Origin of the sequence: Pseudomonas ulcerans, assembly GCF_036324125.1 — a bacterium.
GTDB lineage: Bacteria > Pseudomonadota > Gammaproteobacteria > Pseudomonadales > Pseudomonadaceae > Aquipseudomonas > Aquipseudomonas ulcerans.
This window is the reverse complement of record NZ_JAZDQN010000002.1, coordinates 31,362-49,163: the sequence shown is the minus strand read 5'-3', so window position 1 is coordinate 49,163 and position 17,802 is coordinate 31,362. Positions and strand designations below refer to the sequence as shown.

The 17,802-nt window shown below is 62.6% G+C and carries 19 protein-coding genes; 7 read left to right on the top strand and 12 right to left on the bottom strand.

The annotated features are described in order from the left end of the window. The first annotated feature begins 3 nt into the window (after positions 1–3). Together V0R59_RS02165 and V0R59_RS02160 are read left to right on the top strand one after the other, a co-directional pair. Positions 4–525: a DUF3299 domain-containing protein gene (locus tag V0R59_RS02165; RefSeq protein WP_330073280.1), complete on the top strand. Its 522-nt coding sequence runs from the start codon at positions 4–6 to the stop codon at positions 523–525. A gap of 108 nt (positions 526–633) precedes the next feature. Next, positions 634–1,317: an OmpW/AlkL family protein gene (locus V0R59_RS02160; protein ID WP_330073281.1), complete on the top strand. Its 684-nt coding sequence runs from the start codon at positions 634–636 to the stop codon at positions 1,315–1,317. A gap of 124 nt (positions 1,318–1,441) precedes the next feature. Here V0R59_RS02160 and V0R59_RS02155 read toward each other — a convergent pair whose 3' ends face one another. Both V0R59_RS02155 and V0R59_RS02150 read right to left on the bottom strand, forming a co-directional pair. Continuing rightward, positions 1,442–2,371 carry an NAD-dependent epimerase/dehydratase family protein gene (locus V0R59_RS02155; RefSeq protein ID WP_330073282.1) on the bottom strand — a complete coding sequence of 310 codons (930 nt, stop codon included), beginning with the start codon at positions 2,369–2,371 and terminating at the stop codon, positions 1,442–1,444. Beyond that, a complete protein-coding gene (locus V0R59_RS02150) occupies positions 2,364–3,248 on the bottom strand; it encodes a sugar nucleotide-binding protein (protein WP_330073283.1) in 885 nt (294 codons plus the stop codon). The genes V0R59_RS02155 and V0R59_RS02150 overlap by 8 nt, the downstream gene beginning before the upstream one ends. 292 nt (positions 3,249–3,540) lie before the next feature. Here V0R59_RS02150 and V0R59_RS02145 point away from each other — a divergent pair, with 292 nt between their 5' ends. Both V0R59_RS02145 and V0R59_RS02140 read left to right on the top strand, forming a co-directional pair. Continuing rightward, positions 3,541–4,584, top strand: coding sequence for a hypothetical protein (locus V0R59_RS02145; protein WP_330073284.1), 1,044 nt, complete (start codon positions 3,541–3,543; stop codon positions 4,582–4,584). A 21-nt stretch (positions 4,585–4,605) separates the two neighbouring features. Then, on the top strand, positions 4,606–5,403 hold the full coding sequence (locus tag V0R59_RS02140; protein ID WP_330073285.1) for a TSUP family transporter: 798 nt from the start codon (positions 4,606–4,608) through the stop codon (positions 5,401–5,403). 3 nt (positions 5,404–5,406) lie between these two features. Here the strand turns inward: V0R59_RS02140 and V0R59_RS02135 are convergent, their stop codons facing one another. Continuing rightward, positions 5,407–6,225 carry a helix-turn-helix domain-containing protein gene (locus V0R59_RS02135; protein WP_330073286.1) on the bottom strand — a complete coding sequence of 273 codons (819 nt, stop codon included), beginning with the start codon at positions 6,223–6,225 and terminating at the stop codon, positions 5,407–5,409. 178 nt (positions 6,226–6,403) lie between these two features. Between V0R59_RS02135 and V0R59_RS02130 the strand changes: the two genes are divergently transcribed. Both V0R59_RS02130 and V0R59_RS02125 read left to right on the top strand, forming a co-directional pair. After that, a complete protein-coding gene (locus tag V0R59_RS02130) occupies positions 6,404–7,846 on the top strand; it encodes an alanine/glycine:cation symporter family protein (protein ID WP_330073287.1) in 1,443 nt (480 codons plus the stop codon). A 92-nt stretch (positions 7,847–7,938) separates the two neighbouring features. Continuing rightward, positions 7,939–8,928 (top strand): asparaginase, encoded by a 990-nt coding sequence (locus tag V0R59_RS02125; protein ID WP_330073288.1) that lies wholly within the window; start codon positions 7,939–7,941, stop codon positions 8,926–8,928. 87 nt (positions 8,929–9,015) lie between these two features. Here the strand turns inward: V0R59_RS02125 and V0R59_RS02120 are convergent, their stop codons facing one another. Together V0R59_RS02120 and V0R59_RS02115 are read right to left on the bottom strand one after the other, a co-directional pair. Beyond that, on the bottom strand, positions 9,016–9,528 hold the full coding sequence (locus tag V0R59_RS02120) for a single-stranded DNA-binding protein (protein WP_042123551.1): 513 nt from the start codon (positions 9,526–9,528) through the stop codon (positions 9,016–9,018). 9 nt (positions 9,529–9,537) lie between these two features. Beyond that, positions 9,538–10,932 carry an MFS transporter gene (locus V0R59_RS02115; protein WP_330073289.1) on the bottom strand — a complete coding sequence of 465 codons (1,395 nt, stop codon included), beginning with the start codon at positions 10,930–10,932 and terminating at the stop codon, positions 9,538–9,540. 129 nt (positions 10,933–11,061) lie between these two features. Here V0R59_RS02115 and uvrA point away from each other — a divergent pair, with 129 nt between their 5' ends. Next, on the top strand, positions 11,062–13,896 hold the full coding sequence (gene uvrA / locus V0R59_RS02110) for an excinuclease ABC subunit UvrA (RefSeq protein WP_330073290.1): 2,835 nt from the start codon (positions 11,062–11,064) through the stop codon (positions 13,894–13,896). A gap of 71 nt (positions 13,897–13,967) precedes the next feature. On the opposite strand, the gene bfr is transcribed toward uvrA, so the two are convergent. The 7 genes from bfr to rpmJ all read right to left on the bottom strand — a co-directional run bounded on the left by bfr (position 13,968) and on the right by rpmJ (position 17,789). Further along, positions 13,968–14,432: a bacterioferritin gene (gene bfr / locus V0R59_RS02105; RefSeq protein ID WP_330073291.1), complete on the bottom strand. Its 465-nt coding sequence runs from the start codon at positions 14,430–14,432 to the stop codon at positions 13,968–13,970. A gap of 243 nt (positions 14,433–14,675) precedes the next feature. After that, complete coding sequence (gene rplQ, locus V0R59_RS02100) at positions 14,676–15,062, bottom strand: 50S ribosomal protein L17 (protein WP_009397469.1); 387 nt, start codon at positions 15,060–15,062, stop codon at positions 14,676–14,678. Between the two features lie 42 nt (positions 15,063–15,104). Continuing rightward, complete coding sequence (locus tag V0R59_RS02095) at positions 15,105–16,106, bottom strand: DNA-directed RNA polymerase subunit alpha (RefSeq protein ID WP_003186012.1); 1,002 nt, start codon at positions 16,104–16,106, stop codon at positions 15,105–15,107. 22 nt (positions 16,107–16,128) lie between these two features. Then, positions 16,129–16,749 (bottom strand): 30S ribosomal protein S4, encoded by a 621-nt coding sequence (rpsD, locus tag V0R59_RS02090; protein WP_075805180.1) that lies wholly within the window; start codon positions 16,747–16,749, stop codon positions 16,129–16,131. Positions 16,750–16,764: 15 nt separating this feature from the next. Beyond that, complete coding sequence (gene rpsK, locus V0R59_RS02085; protein WP_002555466.1) at positions 16,765–17,154, bottom strand: 30S ribosomal protein S11; 390 nt, start codon at positions 17,152–17,154, stop codon at positions 16,765–16,767. Between the two features lie 30 nt (positions 17,155–17,184). After that, entirely contained in the window at positions 17,185–17,541 is a 357-nt protein-coding gene (gene rpsM / locus V0R59_RS02080; RefSeq protein ID WP_330073292.1) for a 30S ribosomal protein S13, read from the bottom strand. A 131-nt stretch (positions 17,542–17,672) separates the two neighbouring features. Further along, entirely contained in the window at positions 17,673–17,789 is a 117-nt protein-coding gene (gene rpmJ, locus V0R59_RS02075; protein ID WP_002555468.1) for a 50S ribosomal protein L36, read from the bottom strand. Positions 17,790–17,802: the final 13 nt, after the last annotated feature.

Sequence of the window (17,802 nt, the reverse complement as noted above, 5' to 3'; positions counted from 1 at the left end):
GCAATGCGCCGTGCCCTGCTGTTGCTGCTGTTCTTCGCCCTGCCTGCCCTGGCGGGCGAACCGCGAACCCTGGAATGGCCGCAACTGATTCCCCCCGGCGCGCCGGTGATCAAGCCGCAACTGGCGCCGATCCACAACCTGTCCGACCTCTCGAACCTGGGCGACGCCCTGGCGGCCGAAGCGGCGCCGGCGGCGCACCAGCAAGTGCCTGATGCGCCGGTGGTGAAGGAACTGGACGGCCAGCAGGTCAAGCTGCCGGGCTATATCGTGCCGCTGGAAGTCAACGAGGACGGGCGCACCACAGAGTTCCTCCTGGTGCCCTACTACGGCGCCTGCATCCATGTGCCGCCACCACCGTCGAACCAGATCGTGCACGTGGTCAGCGAGATCGGCATCAAGGTCGAGGAGCTGTACCAGCCGTACTGGATCGAGGGGCCGATGCGTGTCCAGTCGTCGTCCAGCGAGCTGGCCGAGGCCGGATACCAGATGGAAGCCGAGAAAATCTACGCCTACGAACTACAATGAATGGCCGCGCGCGGACGCCTTCGCTTTCATTGAGCTGAGTCAAAATCCCCCTGCTGGCAGCTCCTTAACATTGGAACCATCGAATCCAAATGTCCCCTGGGAGCTTCCATGAACAAGTCCTTGCTCGGCGCCTCGCTGATCGCCCTCGCGCTCGCGGCCCCTGCCGCCCACGCCCACCAGGCCGGTGATTTCATCGTCCGTGCCGGTGCTGCCACCGTCGATCCGCACGAAGACAGCGGCAACCTGAAACTCGACGGCGCCAAGGTCAGCGGCACCAAGGCCACCGTGGACAGCGACACCCAGCTCGGACTGGCCTTCGCCTACATGATCACCGACCACGTCGGCATCGAGTTGCTGGCCGCCACGCCGTTCCAGCACCAGGTGAACGTGAAGGGCCTGGGCGCCGGCCTGGACGGCAAGCTGGCCGACATCAAGCACCTGCCACCGACCCTGTCGCTGCAGTACTACCCGATGGATGCCGGCTCGAAGTTCCAGCCGTATGCCGGTATCGGCATCAACTACACCCTGTTCTTCGATGAGAACCTGAGCAGCGAGCGCAAGGCCCAGGGCTTCAGCGACATGAAGCTGAAGAACTCGGTCGGTCTGGCCGGCCAGCTGGGCATGGACTACATGCTGACCGACAACCTGCTGTTCAACGCCTCGGTCTGGTACGTCGACATCAACACCGAAGCCAAGATCGACGGCCCGAGCGCACTGGGCGTCGGCCAGACCAAGGTCGACGTGGATATCGATCCATGGGTCTACATGGTCGGCATCGGCTACAAGTTCTAAGCGCAGAAAAACGGGGCCGCTTGGCGGCCCTTCGCGAGCAGGCTCGCTCCCACGGACTCAGCGGTCTCTGTGGGAGCGAGCTCGCTCGCGAAGGGCTGCGGAGCGGCCCCGTTTTTTTGCTGGATCAGCGCCCCAGCAAGCGCGCCAGCCCCACCGCCAGCGACGTGGCCTCGGGGAATTCAAAGCGCGCCAGCAGACGCCCGTTGTCCGCCCGCGAGTGACGGATATCGCCACTGCGCGCCGGTCCGTAGCTGATCGCCGGCAGATCCCCCAGCACCGTGCGCAACGCCGCCAGCAACTGGTTCAGCGAGGTCGCCTGGTTCAATCCGATATTCACCGCGCCCTCTTCCACCGCCGGCATTTCCAGCGCCTGCAGCATCACCGACACCAGGTCGCCGACATACAGGAAGTCGCGGGTCTGCTCGCCATCGCCGAACACGGTGATCGGCGTGCCGTTCAAGGCCCGCTCGCAGAAGATGCTGATCACCCCGGAATACGGCGAGGAGGGATCCTGGCGCGGCCCGAAGATATTGAAGAAACGGAACACCACCGGCTCCAGGCCATGCTGCCGGCGGTAGAAGTCCAGGTAGTGCTCGCTGGCCAGCTTGTCCGCGGCATAGGGCGTCAGCGGCGCCTTGGCGATGTCCTCGGCGATCGACTGGCCTTCGCCATTGTTGCCATACACGGCGGCGCTGGAGGCGAACAGCACGCGCTTGATCCCCGCCAGGCGCATGGCCTCGCAGACGTTCAGGGTGCCGATGAAATTGCTCTGGTGGGTACGCACCGGATCTTCCACCGAAGCCTGCACCGAGGCCACTGCAGCCAGGTGCACCACTGCGCGGCAGCCCTCGGCAGCCTTGGCCAGCAAAGCCGCATCGGCGACATCGCCGACGATCAGCTGCAGGTTCGGGTTGTCCAGCTGCAGGTTGTCGCGCTTGCCGGTGGACAGGTCGTCCAGCACACGCACCGCGTAGCCCTGGTCGAGCAGGGCATCGCACAGGTGGGAACCGATGAAGCCGGCGCCACCGGTGATCAGGATGGGGGCATCAGCCATGACGGTAGAATCGATCCAGTAGGGTCGGCAGGCCGGAGCGCCAGGCGCGCGGCTTGATGCCGAAGGTGTGGAGAATTTTCTTGCAGGCCAGCACCGCGTGCTGCGGCTCTTCGAAGGCATCCGGACGCGCGGCGTGGGCCTGGGGCGTAGGGGCCTCGACCGCCAGCTGGCGCAGTTGCGAGGCTTCGCCGAGGATCGCCTGGCCCAGCGCCAGCGGCGTGGTCGCCTCGTTGCCGGCGTAGTGGTAGGTGCCCCACAGCGGCGCGGCGCAATCGAGTTGCTTGAGTACCGAGAGGATCACCCGCGCGGCATCGTCCACCGGGGTCGGATTGCCACGGCGATCGTCCGCCAGCAGCAGCTCGTGGGCGCTTTCGGCGCGGGTCAGGAAACGCCCGAGCACGCCGTCGATGCTGTCGTCCAGAACCCAGCCGAAGCGCAGCAGCACATGTTGCGGGCAGGTGGCACGCACGCTCTGCTCGATGCGCCACAGGGCCTGGCCACGCAGCCCCAGGGGCACCGGCTCGTCCTTCTCGCTGTAGGCAGTGGCGCGAGAGCCATCGAACACGCGGTAGCTGGAGGGCTGGACGAGGATGATGTTGTGGTGCTGGCACAGCTCGGCCAGCCGCTCCACCGAGCGCTCCTGGGAGGCCAGGCGCTGCTCGCTGACCGACTCGGCCTGGAACCAGTCGAAGTAGTAGGCCAGGTTGACCAGGGCATCCGGGCGGGTGTCGTCGAGCAACTGGGTCAGGCTCGCGGCATCCCAGCCGTGTTCCGGCGGACGCGGCGCGAGAAAGCCGATGTCCTCCTCCGCCCCGAGGCGAATCAGCGCTTGCCCAAGGGCATTTCCACCACCCAACAGCATCAGGCGCATTCGCATACGTTCAGCAGGTCCGCTCAGGTTGATCGAAAAGGAAAGCGCATAGTTTGCGGCTTCCGCCGGGGGAAGTCCAACCCGGCCAGGGTCACGGAACGTTTAACCGGACAGGCCACCCAGAGCGCTTTCCCACACCTCTAAATAGGAATCAGCTTACACCGCCAAAAGAACTAACTGACTTCGACAGTTGAAAAAACCACCTTCAATAGTCCCTCACCGGTTACCTGTTGCGCAGTCAGGAGCCACATGGGGCATGGACTGCCCCCAATCCCCGGATCGCAAAGGAAGGTTGCCCATGAAGGACAGTGATGTCACTACCCTGCAGTTCGATGACGAACAACTCGACCAGTTGCACAAGGCCAGCCTCGACCTTGCCCGCCACGGCGGCCCGCAACAGGCCGGCGCCGCGCTGAAGGCCCGCCTCTGGGCACGTCTGCTGGAAAACAGCCTGGCGCCCCTGCAAAGGGCCACGGTGAACCTGTTTGCCGATGGCAAGCTGGCCGCGCTGCTGTTCGCCCGTCTGCGCGCGCCCAAGGACGACCCGCTCCCGGAACGCCTGCCGGCGCTGGCGGTGCTAGAGCGGGACTTCATCTGTCTGTATCTCGGCTCGCGCAACCAGGTTCTGCTGGAGCTGGTGCGCTATCGCGCCTTCGCCTTCGATATCGACAACGAGGGCAAGCATTTGCGCCTGGTCGGCAACTTCAAGGGCGGCGGGCGCCAGCCCAGGCCCGGCGAGGATCGCCGCGTCCCGGTGGAACTCAGTTCCCACGCCGGGCTGCGCCTCGGCCCGCACACCGAGGCGCCCTACCACTGCTCGGTGCAGGCTCGCGACGGGCACTCCCCGGCGCCGTCCGCGCTGGTGCTCAGCGCGCGCTGGAACCCCGCCAACCAACCGACCCGCATCGTGCCGCTGCGCGCTGTCATCGAAAGCCTGAGCAGCCTCGACGTACTGGCCCTGAGCTCGCGCGCCTTCGACTTCACCCGCAGCGAGTGCTTCGTCGATGGCCGCGGCGCGGGCGGCAAGGCCACCTCGATCATCGATTTCGACGCCCAGGGCGGCTTCAGCGTGCGCTACAACGCTTACCGCTTTTCCGTCAACGACCAGGCCAGCGACGCCGCCGCCCAGGCCTTCGATGCCTTCCAGTCGCGCCTGGCGCAAACCCCGCCGGTGGACTTCGTGCTGCAGCCGGACACCGTCCTGCTGGTCAACAACAGCTGCGCGCTGCACGGCCGCGAACTACTCGACGACAACCGTCGCCTGCTGGTGCGGCTGTTCGGCTACTCCCGCTTCGCCAGCCCGCTGATCATCAAGGAAGACCCGCTGCTGGTGCGCGGCTGAATGCTCTGGAGAACCTGTTTCATGCTGGAAGTCGATCTGTCCCTGTTGCTCGCCCTCGGCGCCGTGGCGCTGCTGGCCGGGTTCTTCGATGCCATCGCCGGTGGCGGCGGCCTGGTCACCCTGCCGGTCCTGTTCGTCGCCGGACTCGATCCGCTGGCGGCGCTGGCCACCAACAAGTTCCAGGCCGCCAGCGCCACGGTGTCGGCCACCTGTGCCTTCGCCCGCCGCGGCATGCTCGACTGGCATCGTGGGCTGCCGATGGCCGTGATGGCCTTTGCCGGCGGAGCCCTCGGGGCATTGTCGGTGAGCCTGCTGCCCCGCGACCTGCTGCAGGCCGGGGTACCGGTGCTGCTGGTGCTGATCGCCGCCTACTTCGCCTTCAGCCCACGCCTGGACGACAGCCGAATGCGCAAGCCACGGGTATCCCTGAGCCTGTTCTGCCTGCTGATCGCACCGTTGATCGGCTTTTATGACGGCGTCTTCGGCCCGGGAGTCGGTTCGTTCTTCATGGTGGCGTTCATGCTCCTGCTCGGCCAGGGCATGCTCCACGCGGTAGCCAACAGCAAGCTGTTGAATGCCGCTTGCAACCTCGGTGCGCTGCTGGTGTTCGCCGCCTCCGGCACGATTCTCTGGCCGTTGGCCCTGGTGATGGCGGTCTGCGCCATGCTCGGCGCGCAACTGGGTGCACGCTGCGCGGTGTATTTCGGGCCGCGCCTGATCCGGCCGCTGGTGGTCTGCGTGTGCGGCGCGATGGCAATGAAGCTGTTGCTGGACGCGGGCAACCCGCTGGTGGAATGGGTCGCCCTGGAATGGCCGTGAGGCTTATTCGATTTCGAACAGACCGTTGCGGATCGGCCCGGCGGTGAGGCGCTCGCGGACATCGTCGTCGATCCGCGGATCGTCCGGGCGGTACAGCTTGACCTGGCGATAGGCATTGATGCGGTTGATCTCCGGACCGAGGTATTCCCAGACCACCCGCGTGCAGGCCGGGGTTCGGCGGTCGCCGCTGGACACGCCGGTCTTGAGGCCGTTGAGGCGGGTGATGCGGCTCTTGAAGCTGGGGATCAGCACGGTCTGGCTCATCTCGTTGACGGTCAGCGACTCGTAGTCCAGCAGGAATACCCGGTCCTGCAACTGGAATGCCGCGCCGAGATAGCGGCAGCGCACCCAGTCCTCGGCCTGCACGTCAGTACTGCTGGAGCGTTCCTGGCGCTCCTGGCGCTCGAACAGGTAGTTGCCGTTTTCCTCGCGCAGGTGCACCAGGGACAGGAGGATGCTGCCCGGCACCGACATGCAGTTGGAATACTCGAAGTAGTAGCCGCAATAGCGCGACAGATTGCCGGCGTGTTCGCGCAGCGGTCGCAGCAGGTCGAGCAACGGGTCGCTCTGCACCGGGCTGGCGACGGCACTACTGCGCGCGCCGATCAGGCGGGCGAACTGTTCTGGCGGCAAGCCCAGTTCGTAGTCCTCGACACCGAAGAAGTCGCCGATGCGCTTCAGGTTGTACGCCGTCGGCTGGCTCTGGCCGCTCAGGTACTTGTTGAATTGCGCCCGGTTGAGCGACAGCTGCCGGCAAACCTCGGAGATAGAGCGGTAGTGGCTGCACGCCAACTTGAGGTTGATGGCGAGGTTTTCACTCATGAAGGGAGATCCGATTGATGCGATGAGCGCGAGTTTAGCATCAACTCGCACCAAAACAGAGCAAGTGGCGAAATTGTAACCACAGTTGTCATAGCCAAACATGCGCCCCATGGACCTGGTGCCTTGCCGCCAGCCTATCTGTCTTTCATGCAAAGAATAAGAATCCGAGGTCACTTCCATGCTCGAAGCGCTCAACGATTTCCTCTCGGGGAAACTCCTCATCGTGCTCATCGTCGGACTGGGTAGCTATTTCACCATCCGCTCCCGTTTCGTCCAGTTCCGCCATTTCGGCCACATGTTCGGTGTATTCAAGGAATCGTTGCGCGGCCAGGCTGGCCAACTGAGCTCTTTCCAGGCGCTGATGCTGAGCCTGGCCGGTCGTGTCGGTGCCGGTAACATCGCCGGCGTCGGTATCGCCGTTACCCTGGGCGGCCCTGGTGCCGTGTTCTGGATGTGGGTCACCGCGCTGGTCGGCATGTCCAGCAGCTTCTTCGAATGCACCCTCGCCCAGGTCTACAAGCGCGCCGATGGCGACGGCCTGTACCGCGGTGGTCCGGCCTACTACATCCAGCATGGCCTGAAGCTGAAGAGCATGGCCGTGGTGTTCTCCCTGCTGCTGCTGGTCACCTACGGCTTCGCCTTCAACGGCCTGCAGTCGTACACCGTGACCCACTCGCTGCAGAACGCCTTCGGCTTCGCCCCGAACCACACCGGTATCGCCCTGGCGGTGCTGCTGGCGATCGTCTTCGTCGGCGGCATCAAGCGTATCGCCGCGGTGTCCGACCTGCTGGTTCCGGTCAAGACCCTGGCCTACATCGGCGTCACCCTGTACGTGATCGGCACCCAGATCGAACACGTCCCGGCGATGCTGGAAACCATCTTCAAGAGCGCCTTCGGCCTGGATCCGGCCTTCGCCGGCCTGCTGGGCAGCGCCATCGTCATGGGCGTGAAGCGTGGCGTGTTCGCCAACGAAGCGGGCCTGGGCAGTGCGCCGAACGTCGCCGCCGTGGCCGCAGTGAAACACCCGGGCGCGCAGGGCGTAGTCCAGGCGTTCAGCGTGTTCCTCGACACCTTCGTCATCTGCACCTGCACCGCGCTGCTGATCCTGCTGTCGGGCTTCTATACCCCGGGCTTCGAAGGTGACGGCATCGTCCTGACCCAGAACTCCCTGGCAGCGGTAGTCGGTGACTGGGGCCGTGTGTTTGTCAGCGTCGCCCTGTCGCTGTTCGTCTTCACCTGCATCCTCTACAACTACTACCTGGGCGAGAACAGTCTGCAGTTCCTGACCCGCAACCGCGTGGTACTGATGGCCTACCGCGGCCTGGTGCTGGCCCTGATCGTCTGGGGTTCGGTACAGAACCTGGGCACCGTGTTCGCCTTCGCCGACATCACCATGACCCTGCTGGCCTTCGTCAACCTGATCGCCCTGGCCATGCTGTTCAAGATCGGCCTGCGTGTGATGCGCGACTACGACGAGCAACGCAAGGCTGGCATCTCGCAGCCGGTGTTCGACTCGGCCAAGTTCGCCGACCTGGACCTGGACCGTGCCGCATGGCCGGCCGGTGCCAAGGCTGAAGCGGCCGACAAGGCTGTTGCCGGCGAAGCGCAGACTCAGCGCTAAGCACTACTGATCGTCGCTCCACAAAGAGAGCCGCCCCTTCGCGGGCGGCTTTTTTTTGCCCGAATTTCCTGTAAATGCTCCGGAATACCCTTATGCGCGCAGTCCAGAATCTTCTCGTCCTCTACACCGGCGGCACCATCGGCATGCTGGAAACACCCCAGGGCCTTGCCCCCGCAGGTGGTTTCGAGGCGCGCATGCGTGCCTGGCTGGAGCAGAACCCGCAGGTCGACTGCCCGCAATGGACGCTACGAGAAATGTCACCCCTGCTGGACAGTGCCAACATGCAACAGGGCAACTGGCTGGCGATGCGCGATGCGATCGTCGAGGCGGTGAAGCAGGACGGGCATGACGGCGTACTGCTGCTGCATGGCACCGACACCCTGGCCTACAGCGCCGCAGCCCTGTCGTTCCTGCTGCTGGGACTGGAACTACCGGTGTTGCTGACCGGCTCGATGCTGCCGGCGGGGGCTGCGGACAGCGACGCCTGGGACAATCTCGGCGGAGCCCTGGCGCTGCTGGCCCAAGGTGTGGAAAACGGCGTGCAGCTGTTCTTCGCTGGCAAGCTGATGTCCGGAGTACGCGCCAGCAAGCTGCGCAGCGAGGCCTTCGATGCCTTTGCCGACCTGCCGCGCCATCGTGAAGGCGAGTCCGCTACCGAGTTGCCGGCAGTGCTCAGCTATGCCCAGCCGCGCACGCCGGTGAACCTGGCGGTGCTGCCGGTGTATCCGGGCTTGCAGGCTGCGCATCTGCGGGCATTGCTGAACACGGGGGTCAAGGGCTTGCTGCTGGAGTGCTATGGCAGTGGCACCGGCCCCTCGGACGACGAAGTCCTGCTGGAGGTGCTGCGCGACGCTGGCGACCGTGGCGTGCTGGTTGCCGCGATCAGCCAGTGCGCGGAAGGCAGCGTAGTCTTCGATACCTACGCGGCAGGCAGCCGGTTGCGTGATACCGGACTGGTCTCGGCAGGCGGGATGACCCGCGAGGCCGCGCTGGGCAAGATGTTCGGCTTGCTCGGTGCTGGGCTGGAACTGGGGACTGCGCGGCATTGGTTTGCGCTGGATCTGTGTGGGGAGCGGGCGTAGAAAGCCCACAACCGATATTTGCGCCCAACAAAAACCCCGCGAGAAGAACTCGCGGGGTTTTGGCATTTTCGTTTCGAAAGCTACGAATCAGAACGGAATATCGTCATCGAAGCTATCGAAGTCTGGAGCCGGCTGCGGCGCTGGCTGCTGTGGAGCCGGGCGCTGTGGCGCCTGTTGCGGACGCGGGGCTTGCTGGCGTGGAGCCTGCGGCGCCTGGTTGTAGTTGTCACGCGGTGCACCGCCATCCTGATTCTGCGGACGGCCGCCCAGCAGCTGCATGGTGCCCTGCATGTCGACGATGATCTCGGTGGTGTAGCGCTTGATACCGTCCTTTTCCCACTCGCGGGTCTGCAGCTTGCCTTCGATGTAGACCTGGGAGCCCTTGCGCAGGTACTCGCCAGCGATCTCTGCAACCTTGCCGAACATCGAGACACGGTGCCACTCGGTGCGCTCGACCTTCTGGCCGGTCTGCTTGTCGGTCCACTGCTCGCTGGTGGCCAGGCTCAGGTTGGTGACTGCGTTACCGTTCGGCAGGTAGCGAACTTCAGGATCCTGGCCACAGGTGCCGACCAAAATGACTTTGTTAACCCCACGGGCCATAACGTTCTCCTAGGCTTCGCACGCCGCGGACGCCGGATTGACCAGGCGCTCCAGGGTCGAGCGATCCAAAATTTGTGTATCCAGTTTGATATAGATGGCGGCTTCGTCTGCCACCACCACTGCGTCGGTCACACCCGGTACGGCCTTCAGGCGCTCGGTCAAGCCTGCTTCACGAAGCGCCTCGGGCGACAACGGCATGCGCAGGCTTGTTACATAAGGTGGTTCGTTCATGGTACCAGCAACGACGAGCCAGAGCGCGCACAAAGCGGCGCAACCGAGGAACACCGTGCTCAGGCCTCCATGCTGGAACATCCAGCCACCCAGGATCCCGCCCAGCGCCGCGCCGAGGAACTGGCTGGTGGAGTAGACCCCCATCGCCGTGCCCTTGCCGCCGGCCGGTGACACCTTGCTGATCAACGACGGTAGCGACGCTTCCAGCAGGTTGAAGGCGGTGAAGAAGATCACGGTTCCGATCACCAGTGCCGACAGGCTGTTGCCCAGCTCCCAGAAGAACAGCTCCGTGAGCAGCAAGACACTGACCGCACCCAGGAGGACGCGTTTCATCTTGCGCTTTTTTTCACCATAGATAATGAACGGAATCATTGCGAAGAATGAAATCAGCAAGGCGGTCAGGTAGACCCACCAGTGTTCTTCCTTGGGCAGCCCGCCACGTTCGACGAACGCCAGCGGCAAGGCGACGAAGCTGGCCATGAGGATCGCGTGGAGGACGAAGATGCCCACGTCCAGCCGCAACAGGTCCGGATGACGCAGGGTCGGCCCGAGGGCCTGCTTGGCCACGCCAGACTCGCGGTGATGCAATTGCGTGTTGGAGGCCGGCACGACGAAGGCGATCAGGGCGATGCCCACCAGCGCCAGCGCCGCCGTCGCCAGGAACAACCCCGACAGCCCGAAGGTACGGGTCAGCAAAGGTCCCACCACCATGGCCACGGCGAACGACAGGCCGATGCTCATGCCGATCATGGCCATGGCCTTGGTCCGATGCTGTTCGCGAGTCAGGTCCGACAGCAACGCCATCACCGCTGCGGAAATCGCCCCGGCACCCTGCAGGATGCGTCCGGCGATCACGCCCCAGATCGAGTCGGCCTGAGCCGCCAGCACGCTCCCCAGCGCAAAGATCACCAGGCCCAGGTAAATCACCGGGCGCCGGCCGATGCGGTCGGAAATGATGCCGAAGGGGATCTGCAATACCGCCTGGGTCAGGCCATAAGCGCCGATAGCCAGGCCGATCAGGGCCGGCGTAGCGCCCGCCAGGTCCATGCCATAGGTCGCGAGGACCGGCAGGACCATGAACATGCCCAGCATACGGAAGGCGAACACCAGGGCCAGGCCGCCTGCGGCGCGGGTTTCGCTGCCACTCATGCGTTCGCTGTGGGGATCGTGCATGGATTAACCTCGTGTGAACCGGCGGCGATTCTACCAGTCCCATCGGTTAACGGCATCTACGCGACGCTTTGCCGCGTACCGGTGGCGCGCCGTATACTTCTGGGTTTATGCCCGCCAAGCGAGGCCGTAGTGGACAAGATCCTGATTCGTGGGGCGCGCACCCACAACCTGAAGAACATTGACCTGACCCTGCCGCGGGACAAGCTGATCGTCATCACCGGCCTGTCCGGTTCCGGCAAGTCTTCCCTGGCCTTCGATACGCTGTACGCCGAGGGCCAGCGACGCTACGTGGAATCCCTGTCGGCCTATGCCCGGCAGTTCCTGTCGATGATGGAAAAGCCCGACGTCGACACCATCGAAGGCCTGTCGCCAGCGATTTCCATCGAGCAGAAATCCACCTCGCACAACCCCCGCTCCACTGTCGGCACCATCACCGAGATCTACGACTATCTGCGCCTGCTCTATGCCCGCGTCGGTACACCGCGTTGCCCGGATCACGATATCCCGCTGGAAGCGCAAACGGTCAGCCAGATGGTCGACCTGGTCCTGGCGCAACCGGAAGGCAGCAAGCTGATGCTGCTGGCCCCCGTGGTGCGCGAGCGCAAGGGCGAGCACCTCGCGGTGTTCGAGGAGCTGCGCGCCCAAGGCTTCGTCCGCGCCCGGGTCGACGGCAAGCTGTACGAACTGGACGAATTGCCCAAGCTCGACAAGCAGAAGAAGCACAGCATCGACGTGGTGGTGGACCGCTTCAAGGTCCGCGCCGACCTGCAACAGCGCCTGGCCGAGTCCTTCGAGACCGCGATCAACCTGGCCGACGGTATCGCCCTGGTCGCGCCGATGGACGACGAAGCCGGCGAGGAAATGATCTTCTCCGCACGCTTCGCCTGCCCCATCTGCGGCCACGCGATCAGCGAGCTGGAGCCCAAGCTGTTTTCCTTCAACAACCCGGCCGGCGCCTGTCCGACCTGCGATGGCCTGGGGGTCAAGCAGTTCTTCGATGCCAAGCGCCTGGTCAATGGCGAACTGACGCTGGCCGAGGGCGCGATTCGCGGCTGGGATCGGCGCAACGTCTACTACTTCCAGATGCTCGGCTCGCTGGCCGCGCATTTCGGCTTCAGCCTGGAAATGCCGTTCAACGAACTACCCGCCGACCAGCAGAAAACCATCCTCTATGGCAGCGGCACGCAGAACGTCGATTTCAAATACCTCAACGACCGTGGCGACATCGTCAAGCGCTCGCACCCGTTCGAAGGCATCGTGCCGAACCTGGAGCGGCGCTACCGCGAGACCGAGTCCGCTACCGTTCGCGAAGAGCTGGCCAAGTTCCTCAGCACCCAGCCGTGCCCTGACTGCCGCGGTACCCGCCTGCGCCGCGAAGCGCGGCATGTCTGGGTTGGCGAAAAGACCCTGCCGGCGGTGACCTGCCTGCCGATCGGCGATGCCAGCCAGTACTTCGGCGGGCTGAAGCTGACCGGGCGCCGTGGCGAAATCGCCGACAAGATCCTCAAGGAAATCTGCGAGCGCCTGCAGTTCCTGGTCAACGTCGGCCTCGATTACCTGACCCTCGACCGCAGCGCCGACACCCTGTCCGGCGGCGAGGCCCAGCGTATCCGCCTGGCCAGCCAGATCGGTGCCGGCCTGGTGGGGGTGATGTATATCCTCGACGAGCCATCCATCGGCCTGCACCAACGCGACAACGACCGCCTGCTGGCAACCCTCAACCACCTGCGCGATATCGGCAACACGGTGATCGTGGTCGAGCACGATGAGGATGCCATCCGCCTCGCCGACTACGTGGTGGACATCGGCCCTGGCGCCGGCGTGCACGGTGGGCAGATCGTCGCCGAGGGATCGCCGGCCGAGGTCATGGCCCATCCTGACTCGCTGACCGGCATGTACCTGTCCGGACGCAAGAAGATCGTCGTGCCGGCCAAGCGTACGCCGCGGGACAAGAAGCTGTCGATCAAGCTCAAGGGCGCGCGGGGCAACAACCTGCAGAACGTCAATCTGGAGATTCCGATCGGCCTGCTGACCTGCGTTACCGGGGTATCCGGCTCCGGTAAGTCGACCCTGATCAACAACACCCTGTTCCCACTGGCCGCCACCGCGCTGAACGGCGCCTCCACCCTCGAAGCTGCCGCCCACGACAGCTGCGATGGCCTGCAACACCTGGACAAGGTGGTCGACATCGACCAGAGCCCGATCGGCCGTACGCCACGCTCCAACCCGGCGACCTACACCGGGCTGTTCACGCCGATCCGCGAACTGTTCTCCGGCGTGCCCGAGGCGCGGGCGCGGGGTTATGGCCCGGGGCGCTTCTCGTTCAACGTCAAGGGCGGGCGCTGCGAGGCCTGCCAGGGCGATGGCCTGATCAAGGTGGAAATGCACTTCTTGCCGGACATCTACGTGCCCTGCGACGTGTGCAAGAGCAAGCGCTACAACCGCGAGACCCTGGAGATCAAGTACAAGGGCAAGAACATCCACGAGGTCCTGGAAATGACCATCGAGGACGCCCGCCAGTTCTTCGACGCAGTGCCGGCGCTGGCGCGCAAGCTGCAGACGCTGATGGACGTGGGCCTGTCCTACATAAAACTCGGACAATCGGCGACCACCCTGTCCGGCGGCGAGGCGCAACGGGTCAAGCTGTCCCGCGAGCTGTCCAAGCGTGACACCGGCAAGACCCTGTACATCCTCGACGAGCCGACCACCGGCCTGCACTTCGCGGATATCCAGCAGTTGCTGGACGTCTTGCACCGCCTGCGCGACCACGGTAATACCGTGGTGGTGATCGAGCACAATCTGGATGTGATCAAGACTGCCGACTGGCTGGTGGACCTTGGTCCGGAAGGCGGCTCCAAGGGCGGTCAGATCATCGCCTGCGGCACGCCGGAAGACCTCGCGAAGATGAAACAGTCCCATACTGGGCACTACCTGGCGCCACTGCTGGAGCGTGATCGCGCCTGACCCATGCGGTGACTAACGAAAAAGCCCCTGTCGTGTAAACGACAGGGGCTTTTTCTTGGACGCCGGAAAACTTACATCTGCGATTGCAGGTAGTTCTCCAGACCCAGCGACTTGATCAGGCCTTGCTGCTTCTCCAGCCAGTAGGTGTGATCTTCCTCGGTATCCGCCAGCTGCAGGCGCAGGATGTCGCGGCTGATGTAGTCCTTGTGCAGTTCGCACAACTCGATGCCCTTGCACAGGGCAGCGCGAACCTTGTACTCCAGGCGCAGGTCCGCGGCGATCATGTCCGGCACGCTGGTGCCAATGTCCAGGTCGTCCGGGCGCATGCGTGGGGTGCCTTCGAGCATGAGGATGCGACGCATCAGAGCATCAGCGTGTTGTGCCTCTTCTTCCATCTCGTGATTGATACGTTCGTAGAGCTTGCTGAAGCCCCAGTCCTCGTACATCCGCGAATGGATGAAATACTGATCGCGTGCCGCCAGTTCGCCCGTCAGCAACGTGTTGAGATAGTCGATTACGTCCGGGTGACCTTGCATCGTCCCGCATCTCCCTGTTTGAAAGACCCTAGTTTGAACCAGGATGACCGGGAGGTCACTGGAATTTGCGCAAAAACACGTAAAAAAGTGGGCGAACAGTAGTGATTTTCATTGAAAAGTGCGTCAAATGAGGTGAGTTCTTCTTTTCATTTCGACTATGGCGCAAGAGTGTTTTGCATTCTCGAATAGCCGACAACAAAAAACCGGGCACTAGGCCCGGTTTCTTGTAGAAGACTGTTCGTCTTACTCAGCGGCTTCTACCGAACCACCGACTGGACGATCAACCAGCTCGACGTACGCCATAGGTGCGTTATCGCCAGCGCGGAAACCGCACTTGAGGATACGCAGGTAGCCGCCCTGACGGGTGGCATAGCGCTTGCCCAGATCGTTGAACAGCTTACCAACGGCTTCTTTCGAACGAGTACGGTCGAAAGCCAGACGACGGTTAGCTACGCTGTCTTCCTTGGCCAGGGTGATCAGCGGCTCGGCAACGCGACGCAGCTCCTTGGCTTTTGGCAGGGTGGTCTTGATCAGCTCGTGCTCGATCAGCGACACCGCCATGTTCTGGAACATGGCTTTGCGGTGGGAGCTGGTACGGCTCAGGTGACGTCCACTTTTACGATGACGCATGATTCATTCCTTACCAAACAGTACGTTCGGTGATTACGACGATCAGGCAGTCGCCTTGTCGTCTTTCTTAAGACTTGCAGGCGGCCAGTTGTCGAGGCGCATGCCGAGGGACAGACCACGGGAAGCCAGTACGTCCTTGATTTCAGTCAGGGACTTCTTGCCGAGGTTTGGAGTTTTCAACAGCTCTACTTCGGTACGCTGAATCAGGTCACCGATGTAGTAGATGTTCTCCGCCTTCAGGCAGTTGGCCGAACGTACAGTCAATTCCAGATCGTCAACCGGACGAAGCAGGATCGGATCGATCTCGTCTTCCTGCTCGACTACCACGGGCTCGCTGTCACCTTTGAGGTCGACGAATGCAGCCAGCTGCTGTTGCAGGATGGTTGCAGCACGACGGATGGCCTCTTCAGGATCCAGGGTACCGTTGGTTTCCAGATCAATAACCAGCTTGTCCAGGTTGGTACGCTGCTCGACACGGGCGTTTTCCACCACGTATGCGATACGGCGAACCGGGCTGAACGAAGAGTCGAGCTGCAAGCGACCGATGCTGCGGCTTTCGTCTTCATCGCTCTGACGCGAATCGGCCGGTTCATAACCACGACCACGAGCTACGGTGAGCTTCATGTTCAGGGCGCCGTTGGACGCCAGGTTAGCGATTACGTGATCGGGATTAACGATCTCGACATCATGATCCAGCTGAATATCGGCAGCGGTAACCACCCCCGAACCCTTTTTCGACAAGGTCAGCGTAACTTCGTCACGACCGTGCAGCTTGATAGCCAGGCCTTTCAGGTTCAACAGGATTTCAATGACGTCTTCCTGTACACCTTCGATCGCGGAGTACTCATGGAGTACGCCGTCGATCTCGGCCTCGACTACTGCACAGCCAGGCATGGAGGACAACAGGATGCGGCGCAGCGCGTTGCCCAGGGTATGGCCGAAACCACGCTCGAGAGGCTCGAGCGTGATTTTAGCGCGGGTTGGACTGACGACCTGCACATCGATGTGGCGGGGCGTCAGGAACTCATTTACCGAAATCTGCATGGATGCACCTATTTTCTAGCCCTTACTTGGAGTAGAGCTCGACAATCAGGTTTTCGTTGATGTCGGCAGACAGGTCGCTGCGAGCAGGAACGTTCTTGAAAACGCCCGACTTCTTGGCAGCATCCACGTCAACCCACTCAACGCGGCCACGCTGAGCACACAGTTCAAGGGCTTGAACAATGCGCAGCTGGTTCAGCGACTTCTCGCGAACTGCGACCACGTCACCCGGACGAACTTGGTAGGACGGAACGTTTACAGTCTTGCCGTTGATGCTGATCGCCTTGTGCGAAACCAGCTGACGGGATTCAGCACGGGTAGCGCCGAAGCCCATACGATAAACGACGTTATCCAGACGGCATTCGAGCAGTTGCAGCAGGTTCTCGCCGGTAGCGCCTTTCTTGGCTGCTGCCTGCTTGTAGTAACCGCTGAATTGACGCTCGAGAACGCCATAGATACGACGAACTTTTTGCTTCTCGCGCAGCTGGGTGCCGTAGTCGGACTGACGGCCACGGCGCTGGCCGTGGATACCTGGGGCTGCTTCGATGTTGCACTTCGATTCCAGAGCGCGAACGCCGCTCTTCAGGAACAGGTCGGTGCCTTCACGACGAGACAGTTTGCATTTTGGACCAATGTAACGTGCCATTTATCTGTCTCCTGATTACACGCGACGCTTCTTCGGCGGACGGCACCCGTTATGCGGGATTGGCGTCACGTCGGTGATGCTGGCGATCTTGTAGCCGCAGCCGTTCAGTGCACGAACAGCGGACTCACGACCTGGACCTGGACCCTTGACGTTGACGTCGAGGTTCTTCAGGCCGTATTCCAGCGCAGCTTGACCAGCACGTTCAGCAGCTACCTGAGCAGCGAACGGGGTCGATTTGCGGGAACCACGGAAACCCGAACCGCCGGAGGTAGCCCAGGACAGAGCGTTACCTTGACGATCGGTGATGGTCACGATGGTGTTGTTGAAAGACGCATGGATGTGGGCGATGCCATCAACCACTGTCTTTTTGACTTTCTTACGAGGACGAGCAGCAGGTTTTGCCATGTCTAAATTCCTGTCGATTCGCTGGTGCGATTACTTGCGGATCGGCTTACGCGGACCCTTACGGGTGCGGGCATTGGTCTTGGTACGCTGACCGCGTACTGGCAGACCCCGACGATGGCGCAGACCGCGGTAGCAGCCCAGGTCCATCAAACGCTTGATTTTCATGTTGATGTCACGACGCAGATCACCTTCGGTGGTGATCTTCGCGACTTCGCCACGCAGCTGTTCAATCTGCTCGTCGCTCAGATCCTTGATCTTAGCGGCTGGGTTTACACCAGCGTCTGCACAGATTTTCTGTGCAGTAGTGCGACCGACACCATAGATGTAGGTCAGCGAGATAACAGTATGCTTGTTATCTGGAATGTTAACGCCTGCAATACGGGCCATTCAGTGGGACTCCAATTGACAGCTACCTACGCCCCGGAAGCCAAGAAATAGGGCGCGAGATAATATCGCTGTAGAAACAATTAATCAACCCAGCAGCACACTAGCTGCTGGGTTTGAAGCACAGATCACACTCAGCCTTGGCGCTGCTTGTGACGTGGTTCCGCGCTGCAAATTACTCGAACGACACCTTCGCGGCGAATAATCTTGCAGTTACGGCACAGTTTTTTCACCGATGCACGAACTTTCATCACCAACTCCTCG

Excerpts from the sequence above, each read along its gene's own strand:
- V0R59_RS02150 (WP_330073283.1), bottom strand. The coding sequence starts at position 3,248 with ATGCGAATGCGCCTGATGCTGTTGGGTGGTGGAAATGCCCTTGGGCAA.
- V0R59_RS02130 (WP_330073287.1), top strand. The coding sequence starts at position 6,404 with ATGCTCGAAGCGCTCAACGATTTCCTCTCGGGGAAACTCCTCATCGTG.
- rpmJ (WP_002555468.1), bottom strand. The coding sequence starts at position 17,789 with ATGAAAGTTCGTGCATCGGTGAAAAAACTGTGCCGTAACTGCAAGATT.
- V0R59_RS02135 (WP_330073286.1), bottom strand. The coding sequence starts at position 6,225 with ATGAGTGAAAACCTCGCCATCAACCTCAAGTTGGCGTGCAGCCACTAC.
- rplQ (WP_009397469.1), bottom strand. The coding sequence starts at position 15,062 with ATGCGTCATCGTAAAAGTGGACGTCACCTGAGCCGTACCAGCTCCCAC.
- V0R59_RS02160 (WP_330073281.1), top strand. The coding sequence starts at position 634 with ATGAACAAGTCCTTGCTCGGCGCCTCGCTGATCGCCCTCGCGCTCGCG.
- V0R59_RS02165 (WP_330073280.1), top strand. The coding sequence starts at position 4 with ATGCGCCGTGCCCTGCTGTTGCTGCTGTTCTTCGCCCTGCCTGCCCTG.
- rpsK (WP_002555466.1), bottom strand. The coding sequence starts at position 17,154 with ATGGCAAAACCTGCTGCTCGTCCTCGTAAGAAAGTCAAAAAGACAGTG.
- rpsM (WP_330073292.1), bottom strand. The coding sequence starts at position 17,541 with ATGGCCCGTATTGCAGGCGTTAACATTCCAGATAACAAGCATACTGTT.
- rpsD (WP_075805180.1), bottom strand. The coding sequence starts at position 16,749 with ATGGCACGTTACATTGGTCCAAAATGCAAACTGTCTCGTCGTGAAGGC.
- V0R59_RS02115 (WP_330073289.1), bottom strand. The coding sequence starts at position 10,932 with ATGCACGATCCCCACAGCGAACGCATGAGTGGCAGCGAAACCCGCGCC.
- V0R59_RS02140 (WP_330073285.1), top strand. The coding sequence starts at position 4,606 with ATGCTGGAAGTCGATCTGTCCCTGTTGCTCGCCCTCGGCGCCGTGGCG.
- bfr (WP_330073291.1), bottom strand. The coding sequence starts at position 14,432 with ATGCAAGGTCACCCGGACGTAATCGACTATCTCAACACGTTGCTGACG.
- V0R59_RS02145 (WP_330073284.1), top strand. The coding sequence starts at position 3,541 with ATGAAGGACAGTGATGTCACTACCCTGCAGTTCGATGACGAACAACTC.
- V0R59_RS02125 (WP_330073288.1), top strand. The coding sequence starts at position 7,939 with ATGCGCGCAGTCCAGAATCTTCTCGTCCTCTACACCGGCGGCACCATC.
- V0R59_RS02095 (WP_003186012.1), bottom strand. The coding sequence starts at position 16,106 with ATGCAGATTTCGGTAAATGAGTTCCTGACGCCCCGCCACATCGATGTG.
- V0R59_RS02120 (WP_042123551.1), bottom strand. The coding sequence starts at position 9,528 with ATGGCCCGTGGGGTTAACAAAGTCATTTTGGTCGGCACCTGTGGCCAG.
- V0R59_RS02155 (WP_330073282.1), bottom strand. The coding sequence starts at position 2,371 with ATGGCTGATGCCCCCATCCTGATCACCGGTGGCGCCGGCTTCATCGGT.